The organism is Providencia sp. PROV267 (genome assembly GCF_028477825.1).
In the GTDB taxonomy this organism is placed as follows: domain Bacteria; phylum Pseudomonadota; class Gammaproteobacteria; order Enterobacterales; family Enterobacteriaceae; genus Providencia; species Providencia stuartii.
In genome coordinates this window covers 22,672-40,293 of the sequence record NZ_JAMPLX010000031.1, presented here as the reverse complement: position 1 = coordinate 40,293, position 17,622 = coordinate 22,672, and the positions used below count along the sequence as shown (strand labels likewise).

General features: G+C 45.6%; 10 protein-coding genes and 1 pseudogene. 3 read left to right on the top strand and 8 right to left on the bottom strand.

Annotation, left to right across the window (positions count from 1 at the left end):
• From PR709_RS18810 to priA, 5 genes and pseudogenes are all read right to left on the bottom strand, one after another.
• Nucleotides 1–2,956, bottom strand: a 2,956-nt coding sequence (locus tag PR709_RS18810; RefSeq protein ID WP_272571102.1) for a DUF6531 domain-containing protein, incomplete at its 3' end; no start/stop codon positions are given.
• A 57-nt stretch (nucleotides 2,957–3,013) separates the two neighbouring features.
• Nucleotides 3,014–3,433, bottom strand: a complete 420-nt coding sequence (locus PR709_RS18805; RefSeq protein ID WP_014657251.1) for a DcrB-related protein — start codon at nucleotides 3,431–3,433, stop codon at nucleotides 3,014–3,016.
• Between the two features lie 8 nt (nucleotides 3,434–3,441).
• Nucleotides 3,442–5,597: pseudogene (locus tag PR709_RS18800) on the bottom strand (type VI secretion system Vgr family protein).
• Nucleotides 5,598–5,680: 83 nt separating this feature from the next.
• Entirely contained in the window at nucleotides 5,681–6,199 is a 519-nt protein-coding gene (locus PR709_RS18795) for an Hcp family type VI secretion system effector (RefSeq protein WP_004924610.1), read from the bottom strand.
• 824 nt (nucleotides 6,200–7,023) lie between these two features.
• On the bottom strand, nucleotides 7,024–9,222 hold the full coding sequence (priA, locus tag PR709_RS18790; RefSeq protein ID WP_272571100.1) for a primosomal protein N': 2,199 nt from the start codon (nucleotides 9,220–9,222) through the stop codon (nucleotides 7,024–7,026).
• A gap of 218 nt (nucleotides 9,223–9,440) precedes the next feature.
• On the opposite strand from priA, the gene rpmE reads away from it, so the two are divergent.
• Nucleotides 9,441–9,656 (top strand): 50S ribosomal protein L31, encoded by a 216-nt coding sequence (gene rpmE, locus PR709_RS18785; RefSeq protein ID WP_004924604.1) that lies wholly within the window; start codon nucleotides 9,441–9,443, stop codon nucleotides 9,654–9,656.
• A 100-nt stretch (nucleotides 9,657–9,756) separates the two neighbouring features.
• On the opposite strand, the gene PR709_RS18780 is transcribed toward rpmE, so the two are convergent.
• The 3 genes from PR709_RS18780 to metJ all read right to left on the bottom strand — a co-directional run bounded on the left by PR709_RS18780 (nucleotide 9,757) and on the right by metJ (nucleotide 13,640).
• Entirely contained in the window at nucleotides 9,757–11,934 is a 2,178-nt protein-coding gene (locus tag PR709_RS18780) for an autotransporter domain-containing protein (protein WP_272571099.1), read from the bottom strand.
• 460 nt (nucleotides 11,935–12,394) lie between these two features.
• Nucleotides 12,395–13,147, bottom strand: a complete 753-nt coding sequence (locus PR709_RS18775) for a hypothetical protein (protein ID WP_004924598.1) — start codon at nucleotides 13,145–13,147, stop codon at nucleotides 12,395–12,397.
• 175 nt (nucleotides 13,148–13,322) lie between these two features.
• A complete protein-coding gene (gene metJ, locus PR709_RS18770) occupies nucleotides 13,323–13,640 on the bottom strand; it encodes a met regulon transcriptional regulator MetJ (protein WP_004924597.1) in 318 nt (105 codons plus the stop codon).
• 314 nt (nucleotides 13,641–13,954) lie between these two features.
• Here metJ and metB point away from each other — a divergent pair, with 314 nt between their 5' ends.
• Both metB and PR709_RS18760 read left to right on the top strand, forming a co-directional pair.
• On the top strand, nucleotides 13,955–15,115 hold the full coding sequence (gene metB / locus PR709_RS18765; RefSeq protein WP_040132563.1) for a cystathionine gamma-synthase: 1,161 nt from the start codon (nucleotides 13,955–13,957) through the stop codon (nucleotides 15,113–15,115).
• An 11-nt stretch (nucleotides 15,116–15,126) separates the two neighbouring features.
• Nucleotides 15,127–17,568: a bifunctional aspartate kinase/homoserine dehydrogenase II gene (locus PR709_RS18760; protein ID WP_036942567.1), complete on the top strand. Its 2,442-nt coding sequence runs from the start codon at nucleotides 15,127–15,129 to the stop codon at nucleotides 17,566–17,568.
• The last annotated feature ends 54 nt before the right edge of the window (nucleotides 17,569–17,622 follow it).

Below are 17,622 nucleotides of genomic sequence, written 5' to 3'. Positions count from 1 at the left end.
ACCAGCGCGCGATTGGCACTTGACGCACGGTCACTTGGTTCTGACTATACCCATATTCCGTGCGGTATTCCCCGTTCTCACGAGACCGTAAACGACCAATCTTATCGTAATGCAGTTGCATCAGGACTGGCGCGAGGGCGGCACTTCCGTTCAGCGGCTTGGCGGGGGTAGTCAGTATCTGCGTCAGGTTTCCCACCTCGTCATACTGATACTGTTTTTGTTGACCAATAAGGTCTTGCTCCTGGGTCAAGCGATGAAGGGCATCGTAGCCAAAGCGGTACTGTTCGCCGTGCTCATTTTCTAATGCATTCATGCGCCCTAACGCGTCATAGTGAAAATGCAGCCAATGCCCCGCGGGGTCACGACGTGCAATGACTTGCCCCCGACGATTACGCCGCAGTAGCGTGTGCTGGTCACCCACATCGGTTAATCCGACCAGTTGCCCCGCATCATCATAGTCGTAGCGGTTTTCCGTGTTATCGGGCAACTTTTCTGACAGCAATAAGCCTGTTTCACTGAACGTGTAATAGGTGGTTTCATTGAGCGCATTAGTGATACTGCGCAATTGCCCCCACTCATCATAGGTGAGGGTAGTGGGGTAACCGGAACAGTCGGTTTGGCGAATAAGCTGACCGCGTGGGTTATAGCGATAGTGGGTTTCATTGCCTTTGGCATCCACTTGCCCGATGCAATTGCCTTGCTCGTCCCAAACAAAGGCCGTGATGTGCCCCAAGGGGTCAATCACACGGCGGACATCGCCTTTATCGGTATATTCCCAATGCCACGCCGCACCATTGGGCAAGGTTTGCACGGTCGGAAAGGCAAAATCCTTGTCCCAATCGTAGCAAGTGGATTGGTTTTCGGGATCCGTCGATTGCGTTAAATTTCCGCGTTCATCATAGGTATAAACCCACTCACTGGTATCTGGCGCAATGGCTTTGGTTAAGTGGCGATTGGTGTCCCACTCAAAGTACCAAGTTTCATTGAGCTCATTGGTGTATTCAATGATTTGCTGTTGTTCATTCCAGCGACGGAAGGTGCTTCCTAAACCATGCTGAACGGTTTTGACGGTGCGCTCGGCTAAATCGTAGATGAGTTCTGTGTGCTCTAAACACGTTTGGCCTTCTTCTTTTAACCAGTGTTCAACGACCCGCCACTCCGGTTCATTGTCTTCAAGGGTAAAGGTGTCAAAGCGTTGCCAGCGATAATGGCTACTCAACCCCGTGGCATATTGGTGCATCGCCATTAAGCCGGACTCTTCATCCCAGCCAAAACGGCGCGTGATACGGTTATCCGCGTCAGTGACCTGAATTAACCGCTGCTGTTCATCGTAATCATAGGTCACCAGTGTTTTTTCAGCTTGCCCTTGATGACGCGTTACCGACGTTAATCGCTGTGAAAGTGCATCATAGTGCAAGCGGATATCCGTTAAATACGCATCATCATGAATTTGCACCAGTTCACCGTCATTGGCATAACGGTAATTTAAGGCATTGTTATGGCGGTCAGCGCTTTTCATTAAGCGCAGGGTATTGATTTTATGGGGGTTGGCTTCAAACAGTTGATAGTCACCGTCAGTGGATTCGACAAGGAAAATATTATTCACGGTGCGATAAACTTTAAACCCTTCATCCTGATAAAACACTGTTTGGCCGAGGGCTATTTTCCCCAGGGCTAAACGGCGCCCCGATGCGTCATGGTAGTAGATATTTTCATTTTCAAGCCCCTTGCCAGTTGACTCGATTTCCAAGGACACATCAAACGGCATTGCCCAACCACGGCCCAATCGGCTCTCGCGTTGGTTCCGACTTTGGTAGATACGTGACCAGACTAACGGATAAGCCCCCTCAATAATAAAGTCCGTATCATTTTCACCATTGAGGACTTTCGACCCCGTAGCGGCATGAACGGGATGGTGTAAACTATTGAAAGCTTGTACCACCGTTGCCGTCACCATCGAACCAACCGCGGTGCCGACAATTTCACTTACCAGCGTACAACCGACTTTATTTAAACACTGCTTAATGACAGCCATTCCACCTTTTCGCATTAAGGTTCGCAGTCCCCCCACAAAGAGGCCGCCAAGAATTTCACCGAACATCTCTGCAAACGGGTTGCGGCCACTCATGATGTCGCGTACCACCACACTGTTCCCACCAATGCGCACAATCCCTTTTTCTTGATTGTCATCGATTTTGGCTTCACAGGTGCTTCTATCCCCATTACGGCACGCCGGCTGGCTATTGATTTGAACCCTTTTTGATCCTTCCGCTAAAAAGTAGGGCTCACTTGCACAATGCCATTTATCACATTTGATAATATCGAGGGGCATCGGTTCAGCATGAGGGTGCTTATTCGCCTTAACGGGGGACAGTATGCTGTCAAAAAAGCCTTGCTTAGGCGATGGATATTCTGGGTATTCGTCAGACAGGGGGTCAATAGGCGCCGCATTATTCGGGGGGCTAAGTGCTTTTTTGGCTAACGCAAAGGGAAGCATGCCCGGAATAAGCATTGTGGATTTTTCCAAAATACTCAAGGCAATATCGAGCCCTTTTTTTTCTTTAGGGGGCGCATTGTCTTCTGCAATAGACGCTAATAACAAGGGGGTAGGGAGTTTTCCTGCCGCTCTTGCTGCCAGTTTTCCCTTGATACGCACATTGGGTGAGCCGGTTTTTATTTCGCCATCAGGCGAACTGAGTCCAAAGAGGCTATCAATCCCATCCGCGACCCAATCCGCAGCAGCATCAATAACACTGCCGAGAGCAAAACCGGTCGCCAATCCCGCGCCAATAAAAACAGCCGTTGCTGCACCGGCAGTTACGCCTGTCAATACAACTGCAGCAGCCCCTACCGCCGCATAGACCGCCCCTTTAACCACACCACAGACAATATCTGCCCATATTGACGAGTGCATCAATTTATCGCCTTGCTTCGCCGCGAAAAATTCATTTCCCATGAGTATGTCCTTATTCAATCGTCAGTATGGTCATTGTGAATTCAAGTCTGCTTTCGGTTAATTTGAGTGCGGTGTAAAGCTGTCCCGCAGGGCGCGCCAGTGTGCGAGCTCTGCATTTGAAAACGGTTTAATTTGGCTATAAGTGACGACTAAGACGTTGTCTTCCACGTGAAATGCCGCTATCCATTGATAAATACTGATGCCTTTTTGTTTGGTCTCACAGTAAATTTCACTCCCCGTGAGACCTTGCTCTGTGCGAAAAGCGGTTGGCGCTTTAACGACGGCATTTTTTATTTCACGTTTAATGGCGCTTAGCTGTCCGGCGAGATAATCACTGAGCTCGATGTCTGGCGACAGTGCCTCACGGGTGATGGAGATGCTGCCTTCTAGGGCAGGAAAACGCAGCATATTCACGGTATTATCTTGATATTTATCACTGGGTAGTGTGAGGCGACCCTCTTGAAATAAGTAATGCATACTCAACCTTATTTTTCAGGAAAAAATTGGGATTTTGTGCTGGCAATGGTGTCGGTATTCGGATCTATTTTAGTGATCCCTGGCGCGGCATTGTCCATATTGAGATCGAGGATCTCACCCGTGGCAATTTGCCCTGAACCACTGGCATAAAAATCAAAATTTTCACACGCGATGGTGACCCTCCCCGAGGGACTCAATTGAAGAACGGACGTACCGCTGATAAGACGGATCCCTTTTGCGGAAGCGATGACCACTTCACCATCGACAATAGACTGTTGATTCCCAAAGACGACATTCTTTTGGTCAGACTGTACTGAGGTCGATTGAGAGCCATGCACTGAAACCGTTTGGTTTTGTAGGATGACTTCTTTGTGGTTGGCCCCCACGGTCGTCGAACGATTATCCCGTACTACCGTATTCATGTCTTTTTGCGCATGAATAAACACTTCCTGCTTACCGTCCTCATCCTCAAAACGTAACTCGTTAAAGCCCTCGCCCTTATGGGTTTGAGTGCGGAACGTGGTGCGTGTTTTGTTCTCAGGAAAACGAATAGGGGGAGCATTGCGGCCATCGTAAGTGCACCCCGTGATAATGGGGCGGTCAATATCCCCGTTCAGGTAACTGACTTGCACAACGGTGCCGATACGGGGCACGGCCGAAAAGCCGTAACCATTGCCGCTCCATCCCATGGCGACACGCACCCAACAGGAAGCGCTGTGATCGGGCTTGCCGTAGCGATCCCAATGGAAATGCACTTTGACGGCGCCGTACTCATTGACGTAAATCTCTTCCCCCGGCGGCCCCACCACGGTCGCCAATTCATCCCCATCGGCCGTCGGTTTATAACGGTGTGGCGGACGCCACTCCTCACGACCCGGTATAAAGGAGACCGTGTTACTTAATTGCGTTCCTTCGCCCCCGCCATTGTCGGCTAAGGGTTGCACGCCGTGATGGGTGACCGTGATGACTTGCCAACTGTCATTCATCGGGGCGTGTGGGTGATTTTGCAGGGTGAAAATTTTGCCTGGGCGCAAGGCAAAGCAGTTCGTGGTGGCATTGCCCACGCGGCTGCCGCTGCGTAATTGCTCAAAACGGGCTTTGGTCAGGGGCTCCCCTTCGGCATCCAATTGAAAACGCCCGTAACTTTCAAACACACTGTGCTGCCCACCGCCTGCTTGCTGATCTTGGTGCATCAGCGGGTAAGAGGGGCGCACGTAGTTGTTGTCTTTTTGGATCAGTTGATCGGGGCACAGATACTCTCCGTACTGCCATGTGGTGGCGGTACTGTCGGTGATATCGGTGTTCGCTTGCGGGTTGTAAGTCAACGAGATCCCCGCGGTCATGCCCATGTGCTCATCACTGTAGAATATCTGATCTTCTTCAAACCAGAAGTTGATCCCTTCCTCAAAGGCTAAGCGACACCAAAAGTCATAGGCGGATTCCCGTTTTTGCGTGGTGTAGGTCCGTTCCGGATGCAGCGCTTCACGGTAAAAAAGACAGTCTGATTTGACGTGCGCTTCATCCAATAACGTCTTTAAAATCGCGGGGGCGTTTTGGTCTTGGAAGATACGGCTGTCCTGATTGAGGGTCATGATCCACATTTCAGGGCGGATATCAAAATGGTACCACGTTTTCACGCCATCGGTATTGCCTTGGACACCGCCCGCAAGAATGCCATTGACGGTGCGCACAATCTGCCCATCCCGTTTGACCGTCAGTGAGGCGGCTTGGCCTAAATGCGTTTGGAATTCAATATAAGGCAACAAACTCACCACATTCAGGCTAAGGTGATATAAGGAAGAGAGCCCTTCGGTGAGGGTAAAATCGGTGACTTGAAAGGTGCCCGCAGGAAATAAGCCGATTTCACAGGTAAACACTAAACCGCTCGGCTCGGCGGTTAACCCTAACGCGCTGCGTAAGGCCGCTTGCGCGGTATCCGGATCGGCAGGGTTAAGCCCCCCGTCAGCCCGCCGCCGGGGGTCAACATCGCGGCGGGGGCCTGCAACGAGGACGCCGCACTGGCCGCTTGTTGGGCCAAATTGACGGCTTGTTGTGTTCGCGCAGATGCCTTTGACATCGCCGCTTCCTTGGCTTGGTTAATGGCTTCGTCCTTCAGCATCGACGCCAGATCAGGGGATGATTTTTTCGGATCTTTTGAGAACATGGTCAGGCTCCGGGTTAACGGGGAGAGTGCATCACGTTAAAACAGACAAGGACGAGCCCGGGTGAGCTCGTCGAATGAGGCGATTACGCTTCCAGCGGTGCACGCCAGTCGTCAGCACCGGAAGTGCCTGCCACGGTGTGCTCCCAGTCGACCTTACGGTAAGAAAGCGACACTTCGATGAGCTGCGTGTAATCCGCTTTGGCCGGATCTTGGCAGTGTGGCATTTGGCAATCGATGTTGACGATAGTCGCATCGGTCAGCGTGGTGGTGAAGAAGTGCTCTTGCTTCCCTTCAACAGACGTGCGGTACCATTTCAGTTCCACTTTTGGCAGCATTTCACCAGACGCCAGTGCGTTGTACAGCAGAGGGACCGCTTTGTTTAATGCCACCGTAAAACGGAATGGCTTGTGAGCACGTTGGCCTGAAGGTTGACCGGATTGGGGGTCAGTCGGTACGGTCACAATGTGGGAAAACTCTTGCACCAGCATTTGGTCTTCATGACCTTGTACATAGATGTTACCGACGGATTCAGGGGTAAATGCTCCCGCAGTGATGTTGCCCTGCGTTTTACCTTCGATAGAGATATAACATGGAGTTGGCATAATGCGTCCTTTTATTATCCTGAGTTATCATAATAAGTCAGGTGATGAGTAACGATGGTTTATTGCAACAAGAGCAATATATTCCTTGCTCAATATCATTAATATCAGCCAATGCGCACGGTGATTTTGGTTAGGGGGAATGATATATATCGAGGGTAGGGATGTAAATATATCGGAATAGTCCGAACGGCCTAGGATAAGTGACTTAGCGTAAAATAATTGTCATGACGATATTTACTACTTTCGAAATGGCATTTTAGGCGTGAAAACAGAATGAAGTATTTTCGCTTTTGTTCGTTATTTTGATGAAAAACGCTTAACTATCGAAAATATTAGCAAAAATCTATGTACATTGAGCGAAAAAACGTTCCAGAAAATTCCTAACGTTTAATTGCTTTAACCTATTGTTTTATAAGTGTAAAAAAATATCATCTAAAAACGAGATAAAAGGAACGGAATTTTTTAACGACTGCGATTTTTATCTCTAATAAAGCGAAATAAATTGAGTTATTATTCTGTCATTAAGTATTAAATATTTATAAACAAAGCGTTAGGTTGTTGCTATTGCTTGAGGAGAGTGTTTGGGCGGATATTGCCTATCTCTCCCCTTATTTTTTAATTGATTGATATCTATCACTAATTATTGGGGGAGGTGCACAGTTCGGTTAAAACGGGTTTTTGCTGACGTTATTTTAGTCGTGATAGCGTTGGTGCATGATGGGATATTGGTCATTTTTAGAGGTCAAGCTCTTAAATAATATCAAGAAATGATATTTTATCATGGCAGTAGGAGAGGCGAAGCGCTGAATACCTTTCACCATCCCCTAGCAGTCCGTTGGATCCACGTCAATATTCCACTTCACCTTGCGGCTTTCTGGCTGGCTCTGCAACTCTGGTAAAATTTGAGCGGCAAATTGCTGCAAATAACCTCGTGATGGATGCTGTAAAAGCAGTTGCCAGCGGAAACGCCCGCCACGCTTAGCTTGAATGGCAGGGGTGGGGCCTAAAATCCATAAGCGTGAATCACTGTGTGGATGCTCAGAAATATAGTGACGGACTTTCTGTAAGAACTGCCTTGAATCCTGATTATTGTGATCTTCTGAACGGATTAAAATATGGCTGGAAAAGGGTGGCAACATGGCGATGCGGCGTTCGTCCATCGCTTCACGGGTAAACGCATCATAACCATTTTCTAATAAGGTCTGTAATAGTGGGTGCTCAGGGTGGTGAGTCTGTAAAAATACTTCCCCTTGTTTACCTGCTCGGCCAGCACGACCTGATACTTGTATATAGAGCTGAGCAAAGCGCTCGGCAGCTCTAAAATCACTGGAAAACAGTGCCCCATCGACATCCAGTAAGGCAACTAAGGTGACGTCAGGGAAGTGATGCCCTTTTGCTAGCATTTGTGTGCCAATGAGAATACGCGCGCCACCCGCGTGTACCTCATTCAAATGCTGCTCTAATTCACCCTTGCGGCTAGTAGTATCTCGGTCAATACGCGTAACAGGGACATTGGGGAATAACGTATTGATCCCTTCTTCGAGTTGCTCGGTTCCCATCCCCACAGGAACAAGGTGGGTTGAGCCACATTGAGGGCATTGTCGGGGGATAGGTTTTTGGCTATCACAATGGTGGCAGCGTAACTGATGGAATTGTTGGTGCAAGGTATAATAGTGATCACACCGTTGACACTCAGCTATCCAGCCACACTCATGGCAGAGCAACGCAGGTGAATATCCTCGGCGGTTTAGGAAAAGGATCACCTGATTATTTTGTGTGAGGTGATCTTGGATATGTTTAATCAATAAATGGGATAAACCAAACTTTAGTGGCTGCCCTTTTAGGTCGATAAGATGCTGTGTCGCAGGACGTGCATTACCCGCCCGTAATGTTAAGTTTAACTGACGATATTTCTTCTGCTGAACATTATATAAGGTTTCTAAAGAGGGCGTTGCCGTGCCCATAATAATGGGAATATTTTCTTTTTTGGCCCGAAATACAGCAAGGTCACGTGCATGATAGCGCCATCCATCTTGCTGTTTATAAGAGCTATCGTGCTCCTCATCAATAATGATGATCCCTAAACGGGAAAACGGGGTAAAAAGTGCGGAGCGTGTGCCAATCACAATTGCGTTGGTACCTTGTTTCGCACGTAACCACACAGCAAGGCGCTCACTATCATTCAAACCTGAATGAAGAACGTCTACGGGGGCATTAAAGCGCTCGCGGAATCGGCTAATGGTCTGTGGCGTTAATCCAATTTCGGGAACGAGTACTAACGCTTGTTTACCCTGAGCGAGAATATTTTCTAATACGCTGAGATACACTTCTGTTTTACCCGAACCTGTGATCCCTGCAAGTAACCAAGGTGAAAAGTGATCATCCTCTGCACGAATGGCCCCAACTGCGGTGGCTTGCTCGCTATTAAGGCGTAAACGCTCGCCACATACGGCAAATTGTGACTGCCATTTTTCGGTGACGGGTTGGACGGGGTAAAGCTCGATATAATCTTTCTTTTTTAGAGTCCGTAACGTATTTTCACTCAATTCAAGTTCACTGACTTGATGACGATACACAGGGCGGCGGCGTAGTAGGGCGAGTGCCTGTTGTTGCTTAGGTGCACCTTTTAAAGTATTTAGGTCACACTCTTGCCCGAGCGGTGTAGCTTGCCATTGCCAAATAGGTGAAAATTCAGCCGGTTTCCCCTGACGTAACAAAATGGGGAGTGCGTGGAACAACACTTCGCCAATAGGGTAATGGTAATATTGTGCAGACCACAGCAATAGCTGCCAGAGGTCATCAGGGAATAAGGTTTCATGATCGAGCACAAGGTCAACGGTTTTTAGCTGATCTTCAGGAAGTTCGCTGCTATGGCTATGATCCACAACAACACCGAGTGCTTGCCGTTTACCAAAAGGCACCAAAACACGGCTACCAATCGGTGGAATTGGCATGTTATCCGCTAAGCGGTAATCAAATGCGCGGTTTAAAGGAACAGGTAAAGCCACCTGAACGACGATCATAACTGGAATTCCGTCTGGTTTTTGTGCGAGAATAGTTTCATTATTTTGTTAGGGTACCATAAAAACTACGTGGTTTTCATTGCGTGATACAGAGATTTTCTGTATGATCCGCCGCCTTTGGTATCTAATTTTGCCAATAAAACATTTTTAATCAACACGACGTGTGGTGTCCGGCGTTAGGGCTGGAATGGCGACACGGCCTTAATAGAGGTTTTCCCATGAAAAAAGGTATTCATCCTAAATACGAAGAAGTTACTGCAACTTGTTCTTGCGGTAATGTTATGAAAATCAATTCAACTGCAGGTCACTCATTGAACCTGGACGTTTGTGGTAACTGCCACCCGTTCTATACTGGTAAACAGCGTGACGTTGCTACCGGTGGTCGTGTTGATCGCTTTAACAAACGTTTCAGCATCCCAGGCGCGAAGAAGTAATCAAGCCTGTGAAATGCAAAAAAAAGGGAAACTCAGTTTCCCTTTTTTAATGGGGGTAATATGGCTGAAAATCATTTAACGCCTTCCAGCCATTGGGTTCTTACCAGTGATAAGAATAGCCTAAACCTACATTTACACTGTCATGTTTGTAGTCAGTTTGTTGCCAACCGACACTGGTGCGTATTGTTGAGTTTTGGGTAACGTTAATATTGAGCCCTGCAACTGCGTAAGGGTTAACAGTACGCTCATCACCTTTATCGTAGGTATACGCACCGACATAAGGGATGTAACCCGTAAACGCATCACGATCACTATTGAGTTTAATATCTGTACCAATCTTACCATCTACTTGGAATACCTCATTGAGATTATGTTTGATATTCATTCCTAATTGCAGATCGGTACGTTTGTTACCCATACGGCCATATTCTGCTGCAAATTCAGCATTTTTGGTCTCGGTATAGCTGCTACGGCTAATTTTTTTATAGGATAAAGCAACTTCAGGCATTAACCGCGTCTGAGAGGTTAATGGAAGACCATAACCAATACTTAGGCGTGCTTGATAGCCTTTGATGGTTGCATTTCCTTCCCCTGCTTCTGTATTTTTCAATGTATCACGAGTGATACGGACATCTTGATTTAGATATGAAGCGGATAAGTCTGCATATAGACCGTTGTTATTCAGGTTTTGTTGATAGCGAGTGAATAAACCAATAGCCGGGCGGCTATTGTTTCGGGTGTCATAATTATCCGCTAAGGTCGTATTATGAGCAAAATTCACTGCTGCACCGACAGTCCAATTTTCAGCAGGTAAACGTAATGCGCTATACAGACCAGTTGCAACGCGATGATTATCACTTAGGCTATCATATTGAGAGAAAAGACCAACACAGTAGCTACTGTCGCCTAATTGGCAACGGCTATTACTTAAATGATTTAAACTACTTTGATAAAAATCGAGAACTTTAAACCCTCGGTTTGCCGTGCGTGACATTGCATAGCTTGAATGAGTGGCGTCAACGGTCACGATATTCGGTTCAGTTTCTGAACCCTTGATCTTCCAAAGGGTTGCATGGATATCATCTTCATCTGTTTGAGCGGCACCAACAATAATCAAGCCATCTTCGGAAACGGCATATGCCGTTGAGGAGCCTCTATTATCAGATGCTAGGGTGCCTAAACCAACCATCCCTGTACTTTCAGACCAGCGATACGCACTAAGTTCATTGTGATCATTATAGGCTTCGCCAACAATCACAGAACCACTCCCATTCATATCAAGAGCCTCGGAGAATCCAGAATTATCGGCTTTTAATGAACCAAGGCTAACCATGCCTGTTTTTTCTGTCCAACGGAAAGTTTGTTGTTCATGGGCAAACTCACTATCTGAACTCCCAACCACAACAGAGCCGTCTTTTGAGACAAAATCAGCACTAGACTGACCACTTTTATCCGCTCTAAGTGTACCGAGGCCAATCATGCCTGTGGTTTCTGTCCATCTGAAAGCATTATTTTGGTTGTTATCGGTGTCTGAGAAGCCAACGACAACGAGTCCATTTGCAGAAGTCGCATTGGCTGCAGAGTTACCGGAACCATCAGATTTTAAGGTGCCTAACCCCTGCATTCCTGTCTTTTCTGTCCATCTAAAAGCATTCATGGCATTACTGTCAGTGCTTGAATCACCGACAATAGTAGAACCATCCGCAGAGATGCCATTAGGATCGGAAAGGCCTGAATTATCGCTTTTTAGTGTCCCTAAGCTACGTATGCCCTTATCTTCAGTCCAGATAAAGGCATTTCCTAAGTGACTGCCATCATTTGTAAATATCTGGCCCGTAATAACGCTTCCGTCATCAGAAACAGCTTGTGCATAGGAGTGTGCATTTGGGGTTAAGCTTTGTATCCCCGTTTTTTCAGTCCATCGAAATGCATTACCTTGCCCATCGTCAGTCTCTGAATAACCGATGATAACTGAACCATTTTTTGATATGCCATTGGTTGATATGCTGCCACTATTATCTGATTTCAGTGTTCCTAAGCTCACCAGACCACTTTTTTCAGTCCAACGGAAAAGATTGTCTCTTTGCGTATCGCTAGCAAGATTCATAACAATGATTTTGCCATCTGCAGAAATATGCAATGCCTCAGAATAAAATCCTTTTCGGTTATCCAAATTTATTTTCTTTTCTATTTCAAGTGGTTTTTCTGCCGCATAACTTTGTGCTGCTAGTAATGAAATACCAATAGCGACAAATGTGCTGATTTTATTTTTTCTCATAATTTATTACGTAATAATAGTAGGAAGTAGAATGAGATAATGAGTTATCAAATTACTTATTAAGTAAATGTTCTAATATTACCTCGACAATTATTAGTTCATTATAATAGAATGAAAAATAAACAAAACGTTTAATGTTGAGTTTGGGTTTAAATCAAAATAATAAGCTGAATCAGGGTGTTGAATATTGTGTTTTAGGATGTCTATGAAAGAATAGTGCTCAATATAAATATTTTTTTCTAAAGAAAAGCGTATTTTTTATATAATAGAAATGTAAATAAGAAAAATATTAAATCAGTAATAATGATACTTATCGCTTGTGACTTTGAATTTTAATCTAACAAAGTCATTTTTTTTGTTTTTAATGAGGAACAATTAATTTTAATTTGGAGATTATGAGTAATCTATATTACACCAATATTAGCGTATTGGTTAATACGCTAATTGTCCTATATAGCTATTAATATTTGCGGCAAGGTGCCGGTGCATATTGTGTATCCGCTGGGAACGGATTAGCGTCACATAATGGTAAGGTTTCGCGCACTTCAAAAAAAGCGATACCGATAACGCCAATATTTCGTTCATCGCCTTGTACGTTTTGATTCACGTAGGATGATTCAGGCGCTGCAAAACGAAATGCGGCAACTTGGTTGTTATTCTTGCGAAAACCTTCAATGGTCAGTTTTTTGCCTGGTCGAATTAAATAACCATTATTTTGGTAAGAACCTGCTTGCCCATTGAGGACATCAAGGCCGTCGACCGTTGTCACTACCTCATAAGTTTTATTTCTATCGCTATTTAGGATCCGCAATGTATAGCGCATACCCTCAGTGGCTGGCAGTTTATATTGCCCTTGGGAATTGCGGTAAATTGGCATTGGTTGCCCATACTCATTGATTACTGCGACAGAGAGAGGAAATACCTTGATATAAGGTTGGGTGTAAGCATGATTTGGTACGCGTTCACCTTGATAATAAATAGTGACAGTATCATAGGGTTGATTCGTCATGCGAGTGGCTGTCACGCCTTGGACGGAAGAGCGGATATCTTCACCCCATTGTGTACCCAATGTTTTTGCACTGGATGTAGATTGTGCTTCATATGCCACATCTGAGCGAGAGTCTACCACTTGTCGTGGATAAGAAGAGCAGCCAGTAGTGACCAACAAAGCGGCACCGAATAACGTCGCAGTAGCTTGAAAATAGGAGCTCATGACTTTAATCCTTACGTATTTTATTTTCTATGGAAGAAGCACGTAAAGTGTAAATAAGCACAAAAAATAAAGCTTGAAGGAAAGTCTGAAATAGAAATAAATAGGAATAATTCCCCTTATCTTAGTGATTGATCACCCTTCGCCAATTAAGACGAATAAGATAAGGGGATAGCGTTTAGTATTCCCAAGTTTCTGGGTCAATACCTAATTCACGCATAATCTCTTTTGCAGCCTCAGGAATTTCATCACTGCGCTCTTTACGCAAATCTTCATCATTTGGCAGCGGCTGTCCAGTGAAGGCATGCAAGAAAGCTTCACACAGTAATTCACTGTTCGTTGCATGACGCAAGTTATTGATTTGTCTACGAGTGCGCTCATCAGTTAAAATTTTCAGCACTTTTAATGGGATAGAGACTGTAATTTTTTTAACTTGCTCACTTTTTTTGCCATGCTCAGCATACGGACTGATATATTCACCGTTCCATTCAGCCATGAGTTACCTTGGTTAGTTTCATCAATAATAAAAAAATAATATGCCCGTCATCTTTCAAAGAACAAATATGAATAATCTCAGATCTCAAACCGACATATAAGTTAGTATACGCATCACATAAATTATCATAATTTCTGTTTTAAATTAATGCGTTAATTTACATTGCGCAAATTACAATCAATTTACGCATAATCATTAGGGATGATTATTCCATTACTTGATATAAACGTAAAGAGGTTTAGACGTCTAGATATATTGACGTCCAAACATCCAGTGGGTATTATTTGACTCACCGTCAATCAGGAGAAGCGTTTATGGCCCTCAAACCGTCGACTATCGCTATTCACAATGGATTAAATGAAGACTCGCAGTTTGGCTGCGTCGTGCCCCCTATTTACCTATCGAGTACTTATAATTTTACCGGCTTTAATGAGCCTCGAGTTCATGACTATTCGCGTAGAGGTAATCCTGGGCGCGATATTGTGCAAAGGACACTTGCACAACTTGAAGGCGGCAGCGGTGCGGTAATGACCAACAGCGGCATGTCGGCATTACATCTTTTATGCACTGTTTTTCTGCAACCGGGTGATCTCTTGGTAGCCCCACATGATTGTTATGGGGGGAGCTATCGTTTATTTAATAGCCAGCACCAACGGGGAGCCTATCAGGTTCAGTTTATTAATCAAAATAACCGATCAGAGCTTCTTGCGGCGTTAGCGAAAAAGCCGAAGTTAGTCTTAATTGAAACACCAAGTAACCCACTATTAAGTATTTATGATATTGAGCAGATTGCACGATTAGCGCATGATGCAGGGGCGTTTGTTGTTGTAGATAACACGTTTTTAAGCCCTGTCTTACAACAACCTATCGCGTTAGGTGCCGATTTTGTGGTGCATTCTTGTACAAAATATCTTAATGGTCATTCAGATATTATTGCGGGGGCAGTGATTGCCAAAGAGGAAAAATGGGCCATAGAATTAGCATGGTGGGCGAATAATATTGGCGTCACTGGTGGGGCATTTGATAGTTATCTGTTGTTAAGAGGAATGAGAACGCTGTCACCCAGAATTAAGCAGCAGCAGGCGAACACCCAAGAAATCGTCAATTATCTTAAAGCCCAACCGTTGGTGAAAAAGTTATATTATCCTGGGTTAGCAGATCATATCGGCCATGATCTTGCTGTGAAACAGCAAAAAGGTTTTGGGGCGATGTTGAGTTTTGAATTTAATGGCGATGAACAACAGTTACGTCGGTTTTTGAGCACACTGTCATTATTTACACTTGCTGAGTCATTAGGTGGTGTTGAAACGCTTATTTCGCATACTGCCACCATGACACATGCAGGTATGTCGGCGGAGGCTCGGGCGGCAGCAGGGATCACAGATAGTTTATTGCGCATTTCTGTGGGCATCGAAGATAGCCAAGATCTCATTGCAGATTTAGACAATGCATTTAGGATAGCAGCACAACGTTAGTGGAGTATTTGATGAGTGTACTGACAGCAGTCGAGGCGGGGCCATGCCATCGCCAGTTACATAAGTTTGGGGGTAGTAGTTTAGCCGATGTAAAATGTTATCAGCGAGTTGCCAACATTATGGCGAATTATAGCCAATCTGGTGACTTAATGGTCGTGTCCGCCGCTGGAAGTACAACAAATCAGCTTATTAATTGGTTGAAATTGAGTCAAAGTGATCGCATTTCGGCTCATCAAGTTCAACAATATTTACGTCGCTATCAGCAAGAATTGATCCATGGGCTATTGCCTGAAGAAAAAGCAGAACAATTAAATCGCCAGTTTGTTGAAGATCTCGAACGCTTAAGCGCTTTGTTAGATAAACCTATTAATGATGCTTCTTACGCTGAAGTGGTCGGTCATGGTGAAATCTGGTCTGCTCGTCTCATGTCGGCAGTATTAGAAGAGGCGGGTATGCAAAGTGCTTGGCTTGATGCGCGTACGTTTTTACGTGCAGAAAGAGCGGCTCAGCCTCAGGTCGATGAATCGCAATCACGCCATTTATTACAACAGATTTTAGTGCAATATCCTCAGCATCGCCTTGTTGTTACAGGGTTTATTTCTCGTAACCATGCGGGAGAGACTGTTCTACTAGGGCGTAATGGGAGCGATTACTCTGCAACACAAGTCGGTGCATTAGCAGGGGTCGAGAAAGTCACCATTTGGAGTGATGTGGCGGGGGTTTACAGTGCGGATCCTCGTAAAATCAAAGACGCATGTTTACTGCCATTGTTGCGGCTGGATGAGGCAAGTGAGTTGGCTCGTCTTGCTGCGCCGGTGCTGCACACTCGCACGTTGCAACCCGTTTCCGTCAGTAATATCGATCTACAGTTAAGATGTAGCTATCAGCCTGAGCAGGGTTCGACAAAGATTGAGCGTGTTTTGGCTTCAGGAACAGGTGCTAAAATAGTCACTAGCCATGATGATGTTTGCCTAATTGAGTTAAGGCTGGCACAGGGGCGCGATTTTAATCAGATATATAAAGATATCGACTTATTATTAAAACGTACTCAGTTACGGCCACTGGCGCATGGCATCCACTCAGATAGGAATTTATTACAGTTCTGCTATACCTCTGAAGTGGTTGAAAGTGCACTGAATGTTTTAGAAGAAGCTGGGTTACCGGGCACCTTATCACTTCGTGAAGGTTTTTCATTAGTTGCATTGGTGGGGGCTGGGGTGTGCAAGAACCCACTGCATAGCCATCGTTTCTATGAGGAGTTAAAAGATCAACCTGTCGAGTTTGTTTGGCACTCAGAAGAGGGGATCAGCCTCGTCGCAGTATTGCGTTCAAACCAGACCGACCCTTTAATTCAAGGTATGCACCAAAGCCTCTTCCGTGCTGAAAAACGCATTGGCTTAGTCTTGTTTGGGAAGGGTAACATTGGTGCGCGTTGGTTGGAACTTTTTGCTGCCGAGCAACCAAATATCTCGGCACGCAGTGATTTTGATTTTGTCCTAGCAGGGGTAGTCGATAGCCGCCGTAGTTTACTGAATTATCAAGGCATTGATCCAAGCCGTGCACTCGCTTTCTTTGATGATGAAGCTGTCGAGCATGAAGATGATAATCTATTTTTATGGATGCGCGCCCATCCATATGATGATCTAGTCGTGCTTGATGTGACCGCGAGCGAATCTCTTGCTGAAAGCTATGTGGATTTTGCCAGCTATGGGTTCCATGTCATCAGTGCGAACAAAATTGCGGGAGCCGCACAAACCCAACAATATCGTCAAATACGTGATGCTTTTACGAAAACTGGCCGCCATTGGTTATATAACGCGACAGTTGGGGCTGGGTTACCTATTAACTATACGGTACGTGACCTGAAAGAGAGTGGTGATGCCATCTTAGCGATAAGTGGTATTTTCTCAGGGACGTTATCGTGGCTGTTTTTACAATTCGATGGCTCAGTGCCGTTTAGTGAATTAGTGGAACAAGCATGGCAGCAAGGTTTGACGGAGCCAGATCCCCGCATTGACCTTTCAGGGCAAGATGTGATGCGTAAATTGATCATCTTAGCGCGTGAAGCAGGTTATGAAATTGAGCCGAGTGATGTGCGTGTTGAATCATTAGTACCTGCCCAAGCAGAGTCTGGCTCTTTGGATGAGTTCTTTGAAAATAGTGCAGTTATCAATGAGCAGATGCAGCAACGTTTAGAAGCGGCTCAAGAAATGGGAATGGTGTTGCGTTATGTTGCACGGTTTGATGCGGTAAAAGGGCGTGCTCGGGTTGGTGTAGAGGCAGTTAAGCCTGATCATCCACTGTCATCGCTGCTGCCGGGTGATAATGTGTTTGCTATTGAAAGTCGTTGGTATCGTGATAATCCATTAGTCATACGGGGGCCCGGCGCTGGTCGTGATGTTACCGCGGGGGCGATCCAATCCGACCTTAATCGCCTTTCACAACTACTTTAATTTCGTTTAAAGATAGGCATCGGCGACGGTGCCTATCTACCGCTTAATTTTTTC